Below are 16,347 nucleotides of genomic sequence, written 5' to 3' on the forward strand. Positions count from 1 at the left end.
CGGCATGGAATACGGCCCGGCGATCTTCGCGGCGACCGTGTTCCTGCTGTTCGGAGCAGCTCTACTGGCCTGGACGGGGGCGCGCGTCATGCAGGGCGCGCCGGTGGCCGAAGGCGTGCGCCCCGTCCTGGCGGTACCACTGCTCCTGCTCGGCGGCGGGGTGTCGCTCGCCCTCGGGGTCTGGTGCTCCGCGCGGCTCTGACGCCGGGGCCGTGGCGGTGTGGACCCGCGTGGGAAAGCACACGTGAAACCCCATGCGGAAGCCCATGTGGAAGCCCGTGCGAAAGTGCGTGTGAGGCACATGGGGGAGTGGGTTCGGGGGCGGGGCCAGACGGCCCCCCGGCCACTCGGTGCGGTGATCGCGAAGGGTCCGCCGCGGCATCCGGGCGGCAGAAACGGCACTTGTCGGGTTACCGTTCGAGTGGCCGTTGCGGGCTTCTGCCGTTTGACACGGGGGCGGGTTGTACCGTCACACTCCGCAGCGTCGCCGTACCGCGACCGAGTGCCGACCGGAGAGAAGAGCCAAGTTGTCCCCGACTAGCGAGACCGCAAAGGGCGGCCGCCGACTCGTCATCGTCGAGTCCCCTGCCAAGGCGAAGACGATCAAGGGCTACCTCGGCCCGGGATACGTCGTCGAGGCGAGCGTCGGGCACATCCGCGACCTCCCGAACGGCGCGGCCGAGGTTCCCGACAAGTACACCGGCGAGGTCCGCCGCCTCGGCGTGGACGTCGAGCACGACTTCGCGCCGATCTACGTCGTCAACGCGGACAAGAAGGCCCAGGTCAGGAAGCTCAAGGAGCAGCTGGCCGAATCCGACGAGCTCTTCCTCGCCACCGATGAGGACCGCGAGGGCGAAGCCATCGCGTGGCACCTGCTGGAAGTGCTCAAGCCCAAGGTCCCCGTCCACCGGATGGTCTTCCACGAGATCACCAAGGACGCGATCCGCGACGCCGTCGCCAACCCGCGCGAGCTGAACCAGCGCATGGTCGACGCCCAGGAGACCCGCCGCATCCTCGACCGCCTCTACGGCTACGAGGTCTCGCCGGTCCTGTGGAAGAAGGTCATGCCGCGGCTGTCGGCCGGCCGCGTCCAGTCCGTCGCCACCCGCCTCGTCGTCGAGAGGGAGCGCGAGCGCATCGCCTTCCGCTCCGCCGAGTACTGGGACCTGACCGGCACCTTCTCCACCGGCCGCGCCGGCGACGCCTCCGACCCCTCGACGCTCGTCGCCCGCCTGAACACTGTCGACGGCAAGCGTGTCGCGCAGGGCCGCGACTTCGGCTCGACCGGGCAGCTCAAGGGCGAGGTCCTGCACCTCGACGAGGCGAACGCGCGGGCGCTCGCCGCCGCGCTGGAAGGCGCCTCGTTCGCCGTCCGCTCGGTCGAGTCCAAGCCGTACCGCCGCTCCCCGTACGCTCCGTTCCGCACGACGACGCTCCAGCAGGAGGCCTCGCGCAAGCTGGGCTTCGGCGCGAAGGCGACGATGCAGGTGGCGCAGAAGCTGTACGAGAACGGCTTCATCACCTACATGCGTACGGACTCCACGACGCTCTCCGACACCGCGGTGTCGGCGGCGCGCGCGCAGGTCACGCAGCTCTACGGCGCCGACTACCTGCCGGAGAAGCCGCGCGTCTACGCGGGCAAGGTCAAGAACGCGCAGGAGGCGCACGAGGCGATTCGTCCTTCGGGTGATCGTTTCCGCACGCCGGCCGAGACGGGTCTGACCGGCGACCAGTTCCGCCTGTACGAGCTGATCTGGAAGCGGACCGTCGCCTCCCAGATGAAGGACGCGGTCGGCAACTCGGTGACCGTGAAGATCGGTGGAACGGCTTCCGACGGCCGCGACGCCGAGTTCAGCGCCTCCGGCAAGACGATCACCTTCCACGGCTTCATGAAGGCGTACGTCGAGGGCGCGGACGACCCGAACGCCGAGCTCGACGACCGCGAGAAGCGGCTGCCGCAGGTCGCGGAGGGCGACGCGCTCGCCGCCGAGGAGATCACGGCGGACGGCCACTCCACCAAGCCGCCGGCCCGCTACACCGAGGCCTCGCTGGTCAAGGAGCTGGAGGAGCGGGAGATCGGCCGCCCGTCGACGTACGCGTCGATCATCGGCACGATCCTCGACCGCGGATACGTCTTCAAGAAGGGCACGGCGCTCGTGCCGTCCTTCCTGTCCTTCGCCGTGGTCAACCTTCTGGAGACGCACTTCGGCCGGCTCGTCGACTACGACTTCACCGCGAAGATGGAGGACGACCTCGACCGCATCGCGCGGGGCGAGGCCCAGTCCGTGCCGTGGCTCAAGCGGTTCTACTTCGGCTCGGAGGACGCCAGCGAGGTCGTGCCGGCCGACGGTGACGCGCTCGGCGGCCTGAAGGAGCTGGTCACGGACCTGGGCGCGATCGACGCCCGGGAGATCTCCTCCTTCCCCGTCGGCGAGGGCATCGTGCTGCGCGTCGGCCGCTACGGGCCGTACGTGGAGCGGGGCGAGAAGGACGCGGAGGGCCACCAGCGGGCCGACGTGCCGGACGACATGGCTCCGGACGAGCTGACGGTCGAGTACGCGGAGGAGCTCTTCGCGAAGCCGAGCGGCGAGTTCGAGCTGGGCGCCGACCCGGTGAGCGGGAACCAGATCGTCGCGAAGGACGGCCGCTACGGGCCGTACGTGACGGAGATCCTGCCCGAGGGCACGCCGAAGACGGGCAAGAACGCGGTGAAGCCGCGGACGGCCTCGCTCTTCAAGTCGATGTCCCTGGACACGGTGACCCTCGACGAGGCGCTGAAGCTGATGTCGCTGCCGCGCGTGGTCGGCGCGGACGCCGAGGGCGTGGAGATCACGGCCCAGAACGGGCGCTACGGCCCGTACCTGAAGAAGGGCACGGACTCGCGCTCGCTGGAGACCGAGGACCAGCTCTTCTCGATCACCCTGGACGAGGCCCTCGCGATCTACGCCCAGCCGAAGCAGCGGGGCCGGGCGGCGGCCAAGCCTCCGCTGAAGGAACTGGGGACCGACCCGGTCAGCGAGAAGCCGGTCGTGGTCAAGGACGGCCGCTTCGGTCCGTACGTGACGGACGGCGAGACGAACGCGACGCTGCGGCGGGACGACGACGTCGAGACGATCACGCCGGAGCGGGGTTACGAGCTGCTCGCGGAGAAGCGGGCGAAGGGCCCGGCCAAGAAGGTCGCGAAGAAGGCCCCCGCCAAGAAGGCCCCCGCCAAGAAGGCCCCGGCGAAGAAGGCGACGGCGACGAAGGCCGCCGCCGCGAAGAAGACGACGGCGACCAAGACCGCTGCCGCGAAGAAGACCACGGCCAAGAAGACGGCTACGAAGAAGACGGCCGCCGCCCCGGCGGACGAGTAACCTCCGGTTCTGCTCACCCGGGCCCCCGTGCGACCGCACGGGGGCCCGCGGCGTCCTGGCTGAGCCCTGCGGGGGCCTTCCCCCACCCCGCCCCTTCCCGCAACCGGGGCTCCGCCCCGCGGGCGGGCTGAAGACAGCCCCGCCGGCGTTTGAGGCGCGGGGGGCCGGGGCAGAGCCAGCGGGGGGGCCGGGGCAGAGCCCCCGCAACGGCGCCGCACCCCCCGGGGACCGGACGGAGCCCCGCAAACAGGTGGGTCCGGGGTCACACCTGACCTTGTCCACAGGCCTCCGCAGCGGCCAAGCGCAGCGGATAGGCTGGGCGGATGACGCGAGCCGAGCAGCCAACGGTCGTGACCGCCCCGGCGAACCCCACCTACGACGAAGCCCTAGCCGCGGATTCCCGCGAGCGAGCGGTGCGCGCACTGCTGCGCACCCCCAGGCTGCGCCGGTTGTGGAGCGCCCAGTTGGTGAGCGGCATCGGCGATGCCCTCGCCCTGCTGGTGCTGGTGCTGCTGGCCCTCCAGGCAGCGGTGTCGGAAGGGGCCTTCGGTGACGGATACCGCGGCGCGGCCCTCGCCGTCGCCGCCGTGTTCGGCGTCCGGATCCTCGCCACGCTGCTCTTCGGCGCGGTCCTCCTCGGCCCGCTCGCGGCTCTCGTCGCCCCCGGCGGCAAGCTGGACCGCCGCTGGACGATGATCGGCGCCGACGGGGTGCGGCTCGCGCTCTTCGTCGTCGCCCCGCTGTGGCTCGACTGGATCCCGGCCCACGCGCTCACGGCGCTGCTGGCCACCGTCTTCGTCTCCGGCGTCGCCGAGCGGCTGTGGACCCTGGCCAAGGAGAGCGCCGCCCCGGCCCTGCTGCCCGCGCCGCCGCCGGAAGGGGCGACCGTACGGCCGCTCCCCGACCACCTCGACGCGCTGCGGCGCCTGACGCTGCGTACGGCCTTCGCCGCGCTGCCCGTCGCCGCGGCCGCGCTGCTCGCCGCGACCCTGGTCGGCAAGGCCCTCGGCCTCGGCGTGGACTGGTTCGCCGACAACCGGGCCGCGCTCGGCTCGTACGTGGCCTCCGGCCTCTTCGCGGCGTCGGTCTCGCTGCTGCTCCCGCTGGTGCTGCCGGACACGAAGACCCCGCGGCCGCGTTCCCCGCTGGAGGGGCTGCGTACGCCCAAGGCGGGCGACCGCCCGGAGAAGGGCCGTACGGGAGCCATCCCGCTGCTCGTCCTGGCCTGCGCGGCCGTCGCCGGAGCGGTGGCCTGCGCCGCCGCCGTCGCCGTGCTGCACGCCTTCGACCTGGGCGGCGGCCCCGCCACCTTCGCGCTGCTCGTCCTCGCCCTGCTCGGCGGCACGGCCGCCGGCATCCGCGCCAACCAGGCCGGCAAGGTGCTGCCCGCCCTGTCCCGGCGCCGCCTGCTGGCCCTCGCCATAGCGGTGACCGGGCTGGCCCTCCTGCTCACCGGGCTGGTCCCGGACACGGCGACCGTGCTCTTCCTGGCGCTGCTCGCCGGACTCGCCGCAGGCGTCGCCGCCAACACCGGTCACACCCTGCTGGACCAGGAGACCGAGGAGTTCCGTCGGGCCAGGGTCACCGAGCACCTCCAGGCGGTCGTACGCGTGGCGGTCGCCCTCGGCGCCGTGTCGGCCCCCGTACTGGCCGCGCTGATCGGCCCGCACCGGCTCACCGGTGGCGAGGTCGTCTTCGCACACGGCGGAGCCGCCTTCACCCTGATGCTGGTCGGCGCCCTGCTGCTGCCCGTCGCCGTGGTGGTGCTCACCAAGGCCGACGACCGCGGCGGAGTGCCGCTGCGCCGCGACCTGCGCGAGGCGCTGCGCGGCGGGGAGCCCGTACAGGCGCCGTCCGCCACCGGCTTCTTCATCGCCCTGGAGGGCGGCGACGGAGCCGGCAAGTCCACCCAGGTGGAGGCGCTGGCCGACTGGATACGGGGCAAGGGCCACGAGGTGGTCGTGACCCGGGAGCCGGGGGCCACCCCGGTCGGCAAGCGGCTCCGTTCGATCCTGCTGGACGTCTCCTCCGCCGGTCTGTCCAACCGCGCCGAGGCGCTGCTGTACGCAGCCGACCGCGCGGAGCACGTGGACACCGTGGTGCGCCCCGCCCTGGAGCGCGGCGCCGTCGTCATCTCGGACCGCTACATCGACTCCTCGGTGGCGTACCAGGGCGCCGGGCGCGACCTGTCGCCGACCGAGATCGCCCGGATCTCGCGCTGGGCCACCGGCGGGCTCGTCCCGAACCTGACGGTGCTGCTCGACGTGTCGCCGGAGGCGGCGCGGGAGCGGTTCACGGAGGCGCCGGACCGGCTGGAGTCGGAGCCGGCGGAGTTCCACCAGCGGGTGCGGGCCGGGTTCCTGACGCTCGCCGCGGCCGACCCCGGGCGCTACCTCGTGGTGGACGCGGGCCAGGATCCGGACTCGGTGACCACCGTCGTGCGCCACCGCCTGGACCGGATGCTCCCGCTCTCCGAGGCCGAGGTGGTCGCCCAGGCGGAGGCCCGGCGCCTCGCCGAGGAGGAAGCCCGGCGCAAGGCCGAGGAAGAGGCCGCGCGCAAGGCCGAGGAAGCCCGGCGACGCGCCGAGGAGGAAGCCAGGCTGGCCCGCGAGGCGGAGGAAGCCCGGATCAAGGCCGAGGCGGAGGCCGCCCGCAAGGCGGAGGAGGAGCGGCTGCGCGCCGAGGAGGCGGCCCGTGCCCGGGCCGAGGCCGAGCGGCTGCGCGCGGAGGCCGAGGAGAAGGCGCGCGCGGCGGAGCAGGAGCGGCTGCGGCGTGAGGCCGAGGAGGAGGCCCGGCTGCGGGCCGAGGCCGAGGAGCGGCGGCTGGAGAAGCAGCGGCGGGCGGAGGAGGCCCTGCTGAAGGCCGAGGAAGCGCGCAGGCTGGCGGAGGCCGCGGCGGCGGAGGTCGCCGCGAAGGCCGCGGCGGCTGCGGCGGCTTCCGCCGCGGCGGCGCCCGCTGCTGCCCCGGCGCCCGCTCCGGCGCCCGCTCCGGCTCCGGCCCCGGCTCCCAAGGTCGGCATGACGAAGGAGCCGCACCCGGATGACGCGGTGACCGTCGAGACCCCGGTGGTCAAGCGGGTCGTGGGGCCGGACGACGTGACGCAGACGGTCCCGGTGCCGAAGGTCGACCCCGCGGCTGCCGAGCCCACCGAGTCGGCCGAACCCGGCGAATCCGCCTCGTCCGCCTCGTCCGCCGCGGAGACGACGGTGTTGCCGCCGGTCCGCCCGACCGACGAGACGGCCGTGCTGCCGCCCGTACGCCCGTCCGGCGCGAAGGGCACCGCGGCGGCCCACTCCGCCACGCGGCCGACCGCCCGGCGCCCCGAGGAGAACCCGGCCGACCGGGTGCCGCCGGGCATCTTCCGGGATTCGGGCAATGACCGGACGCGGGAGATCCCCGTCCTCGACGCCGAGGGCCGGCCGCGCCGGCCCCGCCCGGACTGGGCCGAGGAGACCCCGCTGGACGATCTGCCGACGCTCGCGGACGAACTGCTCGGCCCGCACCGGGACGACGAGGAGGACGGCCGGGGTCCGCGCCGCCGGCGCTGACCTCGGCGGGACCGGATTGTCAGTGCCGCGCGCCACAATGGCTGCACGGAGAGTGAAGTGAAAGGTGGTGGGCGGGATGCCCGTATGGGACGACCTGGTGGGTCAGGAGCGGGTCCGGACGCAGCTCGCCGCCGCCGCCCGCGATGCCGACGCCTTGGTCACGGCCGTCACCGAGGGGACCGCGCAGCCCGAGTCCTCCAAGATGACCCACGCCTGGCTGTTCACCGGGCCGCCCGGCTCGGGGCGGTCCACCGCCGCCCGGGCCTTCGCGGCCGCCCTGCAGTGCACCAGCCCGGACCGCGCGCTCGGCGGTGAGCCGGGCTGCGGGTTCTGCGACGGCTGCCACACCACCCTGATCGGCACGCACGCCGACGTGGAGATCGTCCGTACCGATCTGCTGTCCATCGGTGTGAAGGAGACCCGCGACCTGGTCCGCCGGGCGCAGCTCTCCCCGGCCGTCGGCCGCTGGCAGGTCATCGTCCTGGAGGATACCGACCGGCTCACCGAGGGAGCGGGCAATGTGCTCCTCAAGGCCGTGGAGGAGCCCGCTCCGCGCACGGTGTGGCTGCTCTGCGCGCCCTCGCTGGAGGACGTGCTGCCCACCATCCGCTCCCGCTGCCGGCACCTGACCCTGCGCACCCCGCCCGTGGACGCCGTCGCCGACGTGCTGGTCCGGCGCGACGGCATCGAGCCCACCGTCGCGGCGGCCGCCGCGCGTGCCACCCAAGGGCACATCGGCCGGGCCCGCCGGCTCGCCACCGACGAGGCCGCCCGCACCCGTCGGGCCTCCGTGCTGAAGCTCCCGCTGCGCGTCGACGACGTGGGCGGCTGCCTCAAGGCCGCGCAGGAGCTGGTCGACGCCGCCGCCGAGGACGCCAAGCAGGTCGCGGAGGAGGTCGACACCAAGGAGACCGAGGAGCTGCGGGCCGCGCTCGGCGCCGCTGCCGGCACCGGCGGCCGGATGCCGCGCGGCACGGCGGGCGTGATGAAGGAGCTGGAGGACCGGCAGAAGCGCCGCCGTACCCGTACCCAGCGCGACAGCCTCGACCTGGCGCTGACCGACCTCACCGGCTTCTACCGGGACGTGCTGGCCCTGCAGCTCGGCTCTTCGGTGGCCATCGCCAACGAGGAGATACGGCACGACCTGGACCGGATCGCCCGCGCGTCGGGCCCGGAGCGGACCCTGCGCCGGATCGAGGCGATCATCGCCTGCCGGGAGGCCCTCGACCGCAACGTGGCCCCGCTCCTCGCGGTGGAGGCGATGACGATGTCGCTGCGCGCCGGCTGAGCAGGACTGCCGGGATGCCGTCCAGGTCTCGTTGACCGGCTCACCCGTACGGGCGGACCGGCCGCCGGAGCCGGGAGCGGCCCGGTTCCCCGCCCGCTCCGTGCCCTGCCCGGTGTCGGCCCCGGCAGACGCGGGGTCGTCCGCCGGAGGACGCCCGGTGGCCCGGAGCGGCAGGCCATAGGCTCCGGGGATGGACACCAGTCGCCTGCTGCGTACGACCGGAACCGTGATCGCAGCCGCCGGGCTGCTCCTTTCCGGGTGCACCTCGGACGGGTCGGGAGGACCCCGGGCCGCCGCGTCGTCCACCGGGCCCACCGCCGCCCGGCCGTCCGTCGACGAGGCCGCGCTGCGCCCGTACTACGAGCAGAAGCTGAGCTGGCGGGAGTGCGGTGTCCCCGGCTTCCAGTGCGCCACGATGAAGGCCCCGCTGGACTACGCGAAGCCCGACTCCGGCCAGGACGTCGACATCGCGGTGGCCCGCCGCAAGGCCACCGGCCCCGGCAAGCGGCTCGGCTCGCTCGTCGTCAACCCGGGCGGCCCGGGCGGCTCCGGCATCGGCTACCTCCAGGCGTACGCGGGCATCGGCTACCCCGCGCCGGTCCGCGCCCGGTACGACATGGTCTCCTTCGACCCGCGCGGGGTGGACCGCAGCAGCCCCGTCGAATGCCTGACCGGCCCGGCGATGGACAAGTACACCCAGGTGGACCAGACGCCGGACGACGCGGCCGAGAAGGCGCGACTGGTGGCCGCCTTCAAGGAGTTCGCGGCCGGCTGCCAGACCCGCTCGCAGCGGATCCTGCCGCACGTCTCCACCGTCGATGCCGCCAGGGACATGGACCTGCTGCGCGCGGTGCTCGGCGACGAGAAGCTCACGTACGTCGGGGCCTCGTACGGCACCTTCCTGGGAGCGATGTACGCGGACCTCTTCCCGAACCGGGTCGGCCGACTGGTCCTGGATGGCGCGATGGACCCGTCCCGGTCCGCGCTGGACCTCAACCGGGACCAGACGGCCGGCTTCGAGACGGCCTTCGTCTCCTTCGCCGCGGACTGCGCGAAGCAGTCCGACTGCCCGCTCGGGAAGGGCGGCGAGGAGGCGATGGCGGAGCGACTGAAGGAGTTCTTCCGCAAGGTCGACGCCCAGCCCGTGCCCACCGGGGAGCCGGCCCGCCCGCTGGGCGAGTCCCTCGCGACGACCGGGGTGATCGCGGCGCTGTACGACGAGAGCGCCTGGCCGCAGCTGCGGGAGGCGCTCACCGCCGCCATGAACGGGGACGGCGCCGGGCTGCTGGCCCTCGCCGACACCTACTACGAGCGCGAGCCGGACGGTAAGTACGCCAACCTGATGTACGCCAACGCCGCCGTCAACTGCCTCGACCAGCCGCCGGCCTTCAGCGGCCCCGAAGCCGTGGACGCCGCCCTGCCCTCCTTCGAGAAGGCCTCCCCGGTCTTCGGCGCGGGCCTGGCCTGGGCCTCCCTGAACTGCGCGTACTGGCCCGTGAAGGCCACGGGCACGGCGAAGCCCCTGACGGCGAAGGGGGCCCCGCCGATCGTGGTGGTCGGCACCACCCGCGACCCGGCGACCCCGTACAAGTGGGCCGAGGCCCTGGCGGACCAGCTCGAATCGGGCACCCTCCTGACGTACGACGGCGACGGCCACACGGCGTACGGCCGCGGCAGCGACTGCATCGACACGTCGATCAACACCTACCTCCTGGAGGGCACGCCCCCGACGGACGGCAAGAAGTGCTGACGCCGCGCCCGCGCAGAACCCGGTTCAAGGCACCCGTCCAGACCCTGTAGACTTGGCGCCGCTGCTGATGAGAGCCCCTCTTCGAGGGAACACTTGTCTAACCAGCGGTGCCGCCTTAGCTCAGTTGGCCAGAGCAACGCACTCGTAATGCGTAGGTCTCGGGTTCGAATCCCGAAGGCGGCTCTGTGGAAGCCCCAGGACTCACTCGCCGTGACCTGGGGCTTTTGCTTTTTCAGCAGGTTCCCGGGGCCCGGCGGCCGTGAGGGCCGCCGGGGGTGGGGGTCAGCCGCGGAGGGTTTCGGCCGGGGGGATGCGGGCTGCTGCCAGGGCGGGGTAGAGGCCGGCGAGCATGCCGACCACGGCTCCGATCGGGGGGCCCGCCATCGCGATCCTGGGGTCCAGGACCACGACCCAGTCCTGCACGAGGCTCACGGCCAGCGTGACATCGGTGCCGACCGCCGTCCCGATCAGGCCGCCCAGGACGCCCAGGAGGCCGCTCTCCACCAGGAATTGCCCGGCCACCGCGCGTCGGGTGGCGCCGACCGCGCGGCGTACGCCGATCTCCTGGCGCCGCTCCATCACCGAGACCAGCGTCGTGTTGCTGACCCCGAGCGCGCCGATCAGCAGGGAGACCGCGGCGAGCCCGAGGAAGAGGGCCGCGGTCCTGGCCTCCACGCCGCCGCGGAGCGAGGCCAGGTCCGGGGGGACCATGACCGCGAGGGTGCTCGGGGCCTCGGGATGGACCGCCAGGGGGAGCTGCCGGCCCACCGTGTCGGCGGCGCCCAGGCGGGTCCTGACCGCGATGGTGGTCGGCCCGAACTCGAAGGCGGGGGAGGCCGCCTGGCAGTCGGCGTAGGGGATGACGACGGCCCCGGTCAGCTGGGCGACGCCCGCCGGGGCTTGGAAGACCCCGTAGACCGTGAACGGGACGCCGTCGATGAAGATCTGCGGTGGACCGCTCAGGTCGGGCAGGCCGAGGGCCGACGCGGCGACCGCGTCGAGCAGTGCGACCCGCGGGTTCGGTGCCTCGTCGAAGGAGCGGCCCACGATGCGGTCGACGCCGAGCGCGGTGAGGGCACCGGGCTCGGCCGCGACCATGTTGATCTGCTGCCCGGTCTCGGCGTGGAAGGACGCCGGGAGGCGTGAGAGTGCGGGGGCGCGGGTGGAGCGGCAGTAGAAGCCGCCGGAGACCGTGCCGTCGATGTCCAGGGCCCTGCGGGACGCCGAAGCGTCCGGCCGCTGTTGGGAGTCGGGGAACTGCGCGGAGACCTGGGTCGCCTTGAAGGCGTCGAAGTCGCCGCTCAGTGCCCCGGCCGCGGTGGAGGTGATGCCGGTGGTGGCCACGGCGGCCGCGATGCCCAGCGCGATGCCGAGAACGGTCAGCACGGACCTCTGCCGGCGGCCGGCCACACCGTATGCGGCCTGGAAGAGGATGTCGCGCAGTGCCGTGTGGGTGCGGGGAGGACGACGTCTACGGGGCATGGGGCGCCGCCTGGATCCTGCCGTCCCGCACTTGCAGGATGCGGTCGGCCCGTTGTGCGACGTCCGGTTCGTGTGTGACCACGACCACGGCGTTCCCCTCCGTCACCAGATCCCGCAGCAGGGCCACCACCTGATCGGTGTTCGCGCTGTCCAGATTGCCGGTGGGCTCGTCGCACAGCACGATCCGCGGCTCGTGCACGATGGCCCGGGCCACGGCGACGCGCTGCTGCTCGCCGCCGGAGAGGGTGCCCGGGCGGGCCGAGAGACGGTGGCCGAGCCCGACGCGTTCCAGTGCCTGCACCGCGAGGGCGCGGCGCTCGTGCCGGGGGTGGTTCTGGTGGATCAGGGGCACCATCACGTTCCGTACGCAATCCAAGTAGGGAATCAGGTGGAAGGACTGGAAGACGAAGCCGAGTTCGCGGGCGCGCACCGAGGTGCGGTCCTGTTCGCTCAGTGAGGTGACGTCCACCCCGTTCAGGAGGTGGGTGCCGGTGGTGGGGGAGTCGAGCAGCCCGAGCACGTTGAGGAGGGTCGACTTCCCTGAGCCGGAGGAGCCGGTGACGGCCACCATCTCACCGGGCGCCACGCTCGCGGTGACGCCGGTCAGGGCGGTCACGGGCGGCGTTCCCGGGAACGTCTTGGTGATGTCCCGGAGTTCTATGAGGGGCGGTGGTGGCACGTCCGTGGTGCTCTCGGTCATCGCGCGGGCCCCTTGCCGCCCTGACCGGGGGCGAAGTCCTGGTAGCCGACCAGGACCTGGGAGCCCTTGCGGAGCTCGCCGCTCTGCGGTTTGACCGCGACGCGCCCGTTGACCGTCAGTTCCACCGTGACCGGGACCTGGACCCGCTCGCCCTCCGACACGGCGGTGACGGTCGGCTGTCCGTCGCCGCCCGTCCACAGCGCCGACACCGGTACGACCAGACACTCGGCCGAGCTGCTGCGGAGCTGCACGGCCAGCTGCTGACTCGCGCCCTCGACGGCGTTGGCGGGAGCGGTGTCCAGGGCGAAGACGGCGTCCTGGGTCGTCGTCGAGCCGGCAGCCTTCCCGTCGGAGTCCGCGCCCTTGCCGGAACCCGAGCCGGAGCCCGAGCCGGAGCCGGAGCCGCCGGCGGGTGCGGGTGCGGCGCCGCCGCTCGTTTGTACCGAGAGGAAGCGTGCCTTGCCCCCCGCGCCGGGACCTTCGCCGAGCGTGGCCGTGCTCTGGCCGGTCAGCCGGAGGATCTCCGGGCCGACACTGCCCTGGAGCGGAACCGCCACCTGCCACCCGCCGGTGGCGAGCTTCAGCAGTGCGCCCGCGCCGTCCGATCCGACCGTGGCGGAGACCGAGATCACCCGCGCGGGCAGGGTCGGTACGTAGAACACCTCACCCACCGGTACGGAGGGACTGGAGCCGGTGGCGGCGCCGGTCGTGGCGCCGGTTTCAGGCGCCGGGTTCTTCGCCGTTCCGGTCGCTGCTCCGGTCGCCGACCCGGTCGCTGCCCCGGTCGCCGAGCCGGTCCCGTCCGTCCCTCCCCTGGCCGCGGTCGCGTCCGGCGTCTTCCCCGCCGCGGGCGCGTTCACGGTCGGATAGCCCGCGGCCTGGTAGAGGCGCCGCACGGCGTCGGCCGTGGCCTGGTCGAAGGTCCCCGTCACCGCGGTGCCGTACAGCGGCCGCAGCGCGCGCTGGAGCTGCTGCACGTCGGTGCCCTGGGCGCCCAGGGCGAGGTCGCGGTAGGCGGGAAAGGTGCCGGGAAGGGCGATGACGGGCCGTCCGGAGACCTCGGCGAGCACGGTGCCGGCGCGGACCTCGCTGCCGGGCTTGTTGGGCAGCTTGGTCACCACCGAGCGGCTGGCCCCCGGGGTGGCCGCCGGTCCGGTCACCGCGACCTGATCGGTGACCCGGAGCGTGCCGGTGAGCTTGAGGGACTCGACCAGCGGGCAGGCCGTGGCCTCGGCCGTGATCACCGAGTCTGCGGGTGGCCGGGTCTGGGCCGCGCGCTGGGCGGGGGTACGGGCCTGGGCCGCCGTGTACCAGGCGACGCCGCTGGCGGACAGCACCGCGACGGTCAGGCCGCCCACGACCAGCCGCGTACGTATGCGTCGGAACCTGCTCACTCAGGACCCCAGCATCTTCTGGCCCTGCTTGACGGCGCCAAGCATGATCGTCCGGTACTGCACGAGGTCCGCCTCGTGCTGCGTGAGGTACTGGGCGTTCGCCGCGGACTGGGCCGTGGCCACGGCCTCGTTGAGCCCGGCCTTGGTGCCGCACTGCGCGTCGGCGGTCGCGATCTTGATCTCCTTGTCCAGGGCGGACCGGAGGGCGTCCGGCGCGGACTGCGGGGAGAGGCCGTCGTAGTAGGCCTCCGCCGACTTGCGGGCGTCGACCGGAGTGCCCAGCCCCGGGTATTCGGACTGCGCCATGCACGCGATCCAGGAGTTCTTGGCCTTGATGACCTCGGGGTCGCTCTGGGCGGCCTTCGACTTGGCGACGCCCGCCTGGTTGGTCGCGATCCAGTCCAGTCGGAGATACGCCTTCTGGTCGCCGTACAGCGCCGCGCGCACGGTGCCGAAACACCCGGCGGTGGGAGCGCTTACCTGGCCGTCTCCGAAGTCGTAAGTGGTCTTCTGGTCCTCGGTGCCGATCTGGGCCGTGGTGAAACGCTGCTTTTCCGCATCCGGAAGGCTTTGCCAGGCCCCCTGTTGGGTGGGTACGGAATCGATTGCGGAGGCCGCCAGGCTGGTCGATATCCCGTATCCGGTCTTCTGGGCCTCGGCGAGATCCGGGGTGACGCCCGCGGGCTTCTTGTGTTCGTCCTTCTCCGGCTGCGCCTCCGGCAGCGGGGGAAATACCGTGAATCCCTGGTCCAGCATGCACTTCTTGATCAGCTGGCGTTCCAGCAGGCCGACTTGTTCCTTGACGGACTGGACTTCGTTCAGCGCGGATTGTGCCCGCTGGGCAGCGGCCGGATCGGCTTTCGCGGAGCCGGCTGATGAGGAACTGCAACCGGTTGTTGCTGCCAGAGCGAGGAGCGCGAGGGCGCCGGCGGCGCGGATCCGTCCATTGTGCATGCGAAACCCCAGGGTTGGATGGGCAGTTATACGGGAATGCCGCCCGCCCCCCGACGACGACGTCTTGTCGGCGAAGGGGGCCGGGCTGCGAGAGCTCACTCAGTGCTGACCTGGAGGAATCAGCAGGTGGAGCCGCCCTTCCACTTGTGCGACCGGCCCTCGTCGTTGAGCCAGTAGTCGTAGCTCAGCTGGTAGTTGGGGTTCAGGCAGCCCTGTACGTCGACCCAGCCCTGCCAGTAGTACCAAGTCGCGGGGACGCTCCAGTAGTTTCTCCAGGAGCTGTCGCCGTCACAGATCGCGTTCTGGCCGGTGCACCAGTCGCCGTCAGCGCCCGGGAATCGGTACATGACGTTGCTGGTGCTGAAATTGCTGTCCACGTAGACGCAGAACTCGCCCGAGTAGCAGTTGCGGTCGACGGCCTGAGCGGGCGACGCGAACGCGATGAGCCCCAGAGCCATCGCAAAGGAAAGGAGAATTCCCTTTATCTTGTTCACTTCTGAATCCATATCATTCAATCCACGGCCTGAGGGCATGGCGAAGCCGGCCTGCTACCCCAGGCCATGGAAGGGGTTGATGTCTGATCAGCTCACAAGCTGTCAGGCCGTGATGTGGGACGGCAAGCAAGATCGTGATCTTCCCGGAGACTGGACGGTAACTCTCCGCATGGATCCGGAGGGTCGAAAAAACTACCGTTAAGTACTCGGGCATTGAACCGAGGTTGAGGTGCTGGAGACCGTGAACTCCTCCAAGTGGACAGCCTCCCTTGGTGTGTTCCGTCGGCCGCGATGCGGAAGTCGAGGATGCCGGTGCTCTCGCCGAGGCCGGCCTTCTCCTTCGGCTCGAAGGAGAAGGCCGGCGGGGTGCCGACGCGCCGGATCGCGACCGCGAACTCCTCGGAGCCGCCGGTTCGGTGCGACGGTCAGGACTCCGCGTGAGCGGTGCGTGCGCGGACGGGGAGGCACAGGGTGGATCGGGCGGCACTCGGAGACCGGGCCGTACCGATCTGACCTGAGCGGGATGTTCGAATCCCTAAGGCGGCTCGGATCTACCGCCAGGACTCACTCGTCGTGACCTGGGGTTTGTCCATGACCTTCCGTGGTCCGGGCCAGTCGCTTGAGCCAGGCCCAGCGGGCGAGGCCGCCGACGGCGAGGGTGACGAGGATCGCGCCCCAGTCGATCACGTGGGGGAGTCCGGGGAAGAAGGCGAAGAACGCGAAGGATGCGGCGGCGCCGGTGAGGAAGGCCGTGATGCCGGCGCGGCGGCGTTTGGCTTCCCACGCGGGGTCCTCGGGGTTGGGCTGGCTGGTCATGCGCGGCTCACTTCGTGATGTGGTGGCACTGGCTGACCCGGCGCGTGCCGTTGATGTTGAGGTGTGCGCATGCCTTGCCGTAGCGGGGCAGTGTCTGGGGCGCGTTGTCACGCATCGGGTGGATCTCGCACTCGGTGTGCGTCTTGCCGCGGGAGGTGCGATAGGTCTTGCCGTCGGTGTCCGCGTAGGTGAAGTCGATGCGCCAGTTGCAGAAACCGGCGTTGAGCGCTCCGACGAAGCCGCAGTCGACGCCGGCGTTCTGGTAGGTGATCTTCTTGCCGTCTCCGCGGATGATGTGGGTGAACATGCAGCCGGTTGGAACCGTCATGGTGACGCCGCCTACCTGGTAGTCAAAGCCGGCTACAGGCGTCGAGCCGATGGCGCCTGCGTGTGCATCGGTGGGAGGTAAGACGGTCAGCGCGGCCGCCGTGGTGAGAGCGGCGAAGATCCGGGCCGTGAAGCGCTTGCCCATCGATGTCCCTTCTGGTGGGGAGTGTGTCTCCGGATCGGAACTCCTGTGGTCGGCTCCCGGTTCTGCCCTGTGAGGCAGTCCACTACGAAGAGT

At 72.1% G+C, this 16,347-nt stretch carries 13 protein-coding genes and 1 tRNA gene; 7 read left to right on the forward strand and 7 right to left on the reverse strand.

What is annotated here, in order from left to right; all coding sequences use genetic code 11:
* Nucleotides 1-4 precede the first annotated feature (4 nt).
* From ACFV9H_RS19805 to ACFV9H_RS19830, 6 genes are all read left to right on the forward strand, one after another.
* Nucleotides 5-202 carry a hypothetical protein gene (locus ACFV9H_RS19805; protein ID WP_385399749.1) on the forward strand — a complete coding sequence of 66 codons (198 nt, stop codon included), beginning with the start codon at nt 5-7 and terminating at the stop codon, nt 200-202.
* 325 nt (nt 203-527) lie between these two features.
* Nucleotides 528-3,356, forward strand: a complete 2,829-nt coding sequence (gene topA / locus ACFV9H_RS19810) for a type I DNA topoisomerase (protein ID WP_385399752.1) — start codon at nt 528-530, stop codon at nt 3,354-3,356.
* 323 nt (nt 3,357-3,679) lie between these two features.
* Complete coding sequence (tmk, locus tag ACFV9H_RS19815; RefSeq protein ID WP_385399754.1) at nt 3,680-6,904, forward strand: dTMP kinase; 3,225 nt, start codon at nt 3,680-3,682, stop codon at nt 6,902-6,904.
* A gap of 76 nt (nt 6,905-6,980) precedes the next feature.
* Nucleotides 6,981-8,192, forward strand: coding sequence for a DNA polymerase III subunit delta' (locus ACFV9H_RS19820; RefSeq protein ID WP_385399757.1), 1,212 nt, complete (start codon nt 6,981-6,983; stop codon nt 8,190-8,192).
* Nucleotides 8,193-8,382: 190 nt separating this feature from the next.
* Nucleotides 8,383-9,942: an alpha/beta hydrolase gene (locus tag ACFV9H_RS19825; protein ID WP_385399759.1), complete on the forward strand. Its 1,560-nt coding sequence runs from the start codon at nt 8,383-8,385 to the stop codon at nt 9,940-9,942.
* Between the two features lie 109 nt (nt 9,943-10,051).
* Nucleotides 10,052-10,125 (forward strand) — tRNA-Thr (locus ACFV9H_RS19830).
* Between the two features lie 99 nt (nt 10,126-10,224).
* Here the strand turns inward: ACFV9H_RS19830 and ACFV9H_RS19835 are convergent.
* The 5 genes from ACFV9H_RS19835 to ACFV9H_RS19855 form a co-directional block, all read right to left on the reverse strand.
* Nucleotides 10,225-11,424, reverse strand: coding sequence for an ABC transporter permease (locus ACFV9H_RS19835; RefSeq protein ID WP_385399761.1), 1,200 nt, complete (start codon nt 11,422-11,424; stop codon nt 10,225-10,227).
* Nucleotides 11,414-12,124, reverse strand: a complete 711-nt coding sequence (locus ACFV9H_RS19840) for an ABC transporter ATP-binding protein (protein WP_385399763.1) — start codon at nt 12,122-12,124, stop codon at nt 11,414-11,416. The genes ACFV9H_RS19835 and ACFV9H_RS19840 overlap by 11 nt, the downstream gene beginning before the upstream one ends.
* Nucleotides 12,121-13,518, reverse strand: a complete 1,398-nt coding sequence (locus ACFV9H_RS19845; protein ID WP_385399766.1) for a peptidoglycan-binding domain-containing protein — start codon at nt 13,516-13,518, stop codon at nt 12,121-12,123. Before ACFV9H_RS19845 ends, ACFV9H_RS19840 begins: the two co-directional genes overlap by 4 nt.
* A complete protein-coding gene (locus ACFV9H_RS19850; RefSeq protein ID WP_385399768.1) occupies nt 13,519-14,472 on the reverse strand; it encodes a hypothetical protein in 954 nt (317 codons plus the stop codon). It abuts the gene before it with no gap.
* A 119-nt stretch (nt 14,473-14,591) separates the two neighbouring features.
* Nucleotides 14,592-14,930: a hypothetical protein gene (locus ACFV9H_RS19855; RefSeq protein WP_385399770.1), complete on the reverse strand. Its 339-nt coding sequence runs from the start codon at nt 14,928-14,930 to the stop codon at nt 14,592-14,594.
* A 327-nt stretch (nt 14,931-15,257) separates the two neighbouring features.
* Between ACFV9H_RS19855 and ACFV9H_RS19860 the strand changes: the two genes are divergently transcribed.
* Nucleotides 15,258-15,407, forward strand: coding sequence for a hypothetical protein (locus tag ACFV9H_RS19860; RefSeq protein ID WP_385399773.1), 150 nt, complete (start codon nt 15,258-15,260; stop codon nt 15,405-15,407).
* Between the two features lie 123 nt (nt 15,408-15,530).
* Here ACFV9H_RS19860 and ACFV9H_RS19865 read toward each other — a convergent pair whose 3' ends face one another.
* The gene (locus tag ACFV9H_RS19865) at nt 15,531-15,782 is read right to left on the reverse strand and encodes a hypothetical protein (RefSeq protein WP_385399775.1); all 252 of its coding nucleotides are present in this window, start codon (nt 15,780-15,782) and stop codon (nt 15,531-15,533) included.
* Nucleotides 15,783-15,789: 7 nt separating this feature from the next.
* Complete coding sequence (locus tag ACFV9H_RS19870) at nt 15,790-16,254, reverse strand: hypothetical protein (RefSeq protein WP_385399778.1); 465 nt, start codon at nt 16,252-16,254, stop codon at nt 15,790-15,792.
* Nucleotides 16,255-16,347 lie beyond the last annotated feature (93 nt).

It is taken from the genome of Streptomyces sp. NPDC059874 (assembly GCF_042731135.1).
Lineage (GTDB): Bacteria > Actinomycetota > Actinomycetes > Streptomycetales > Streptomycetaceae > Streptomyces.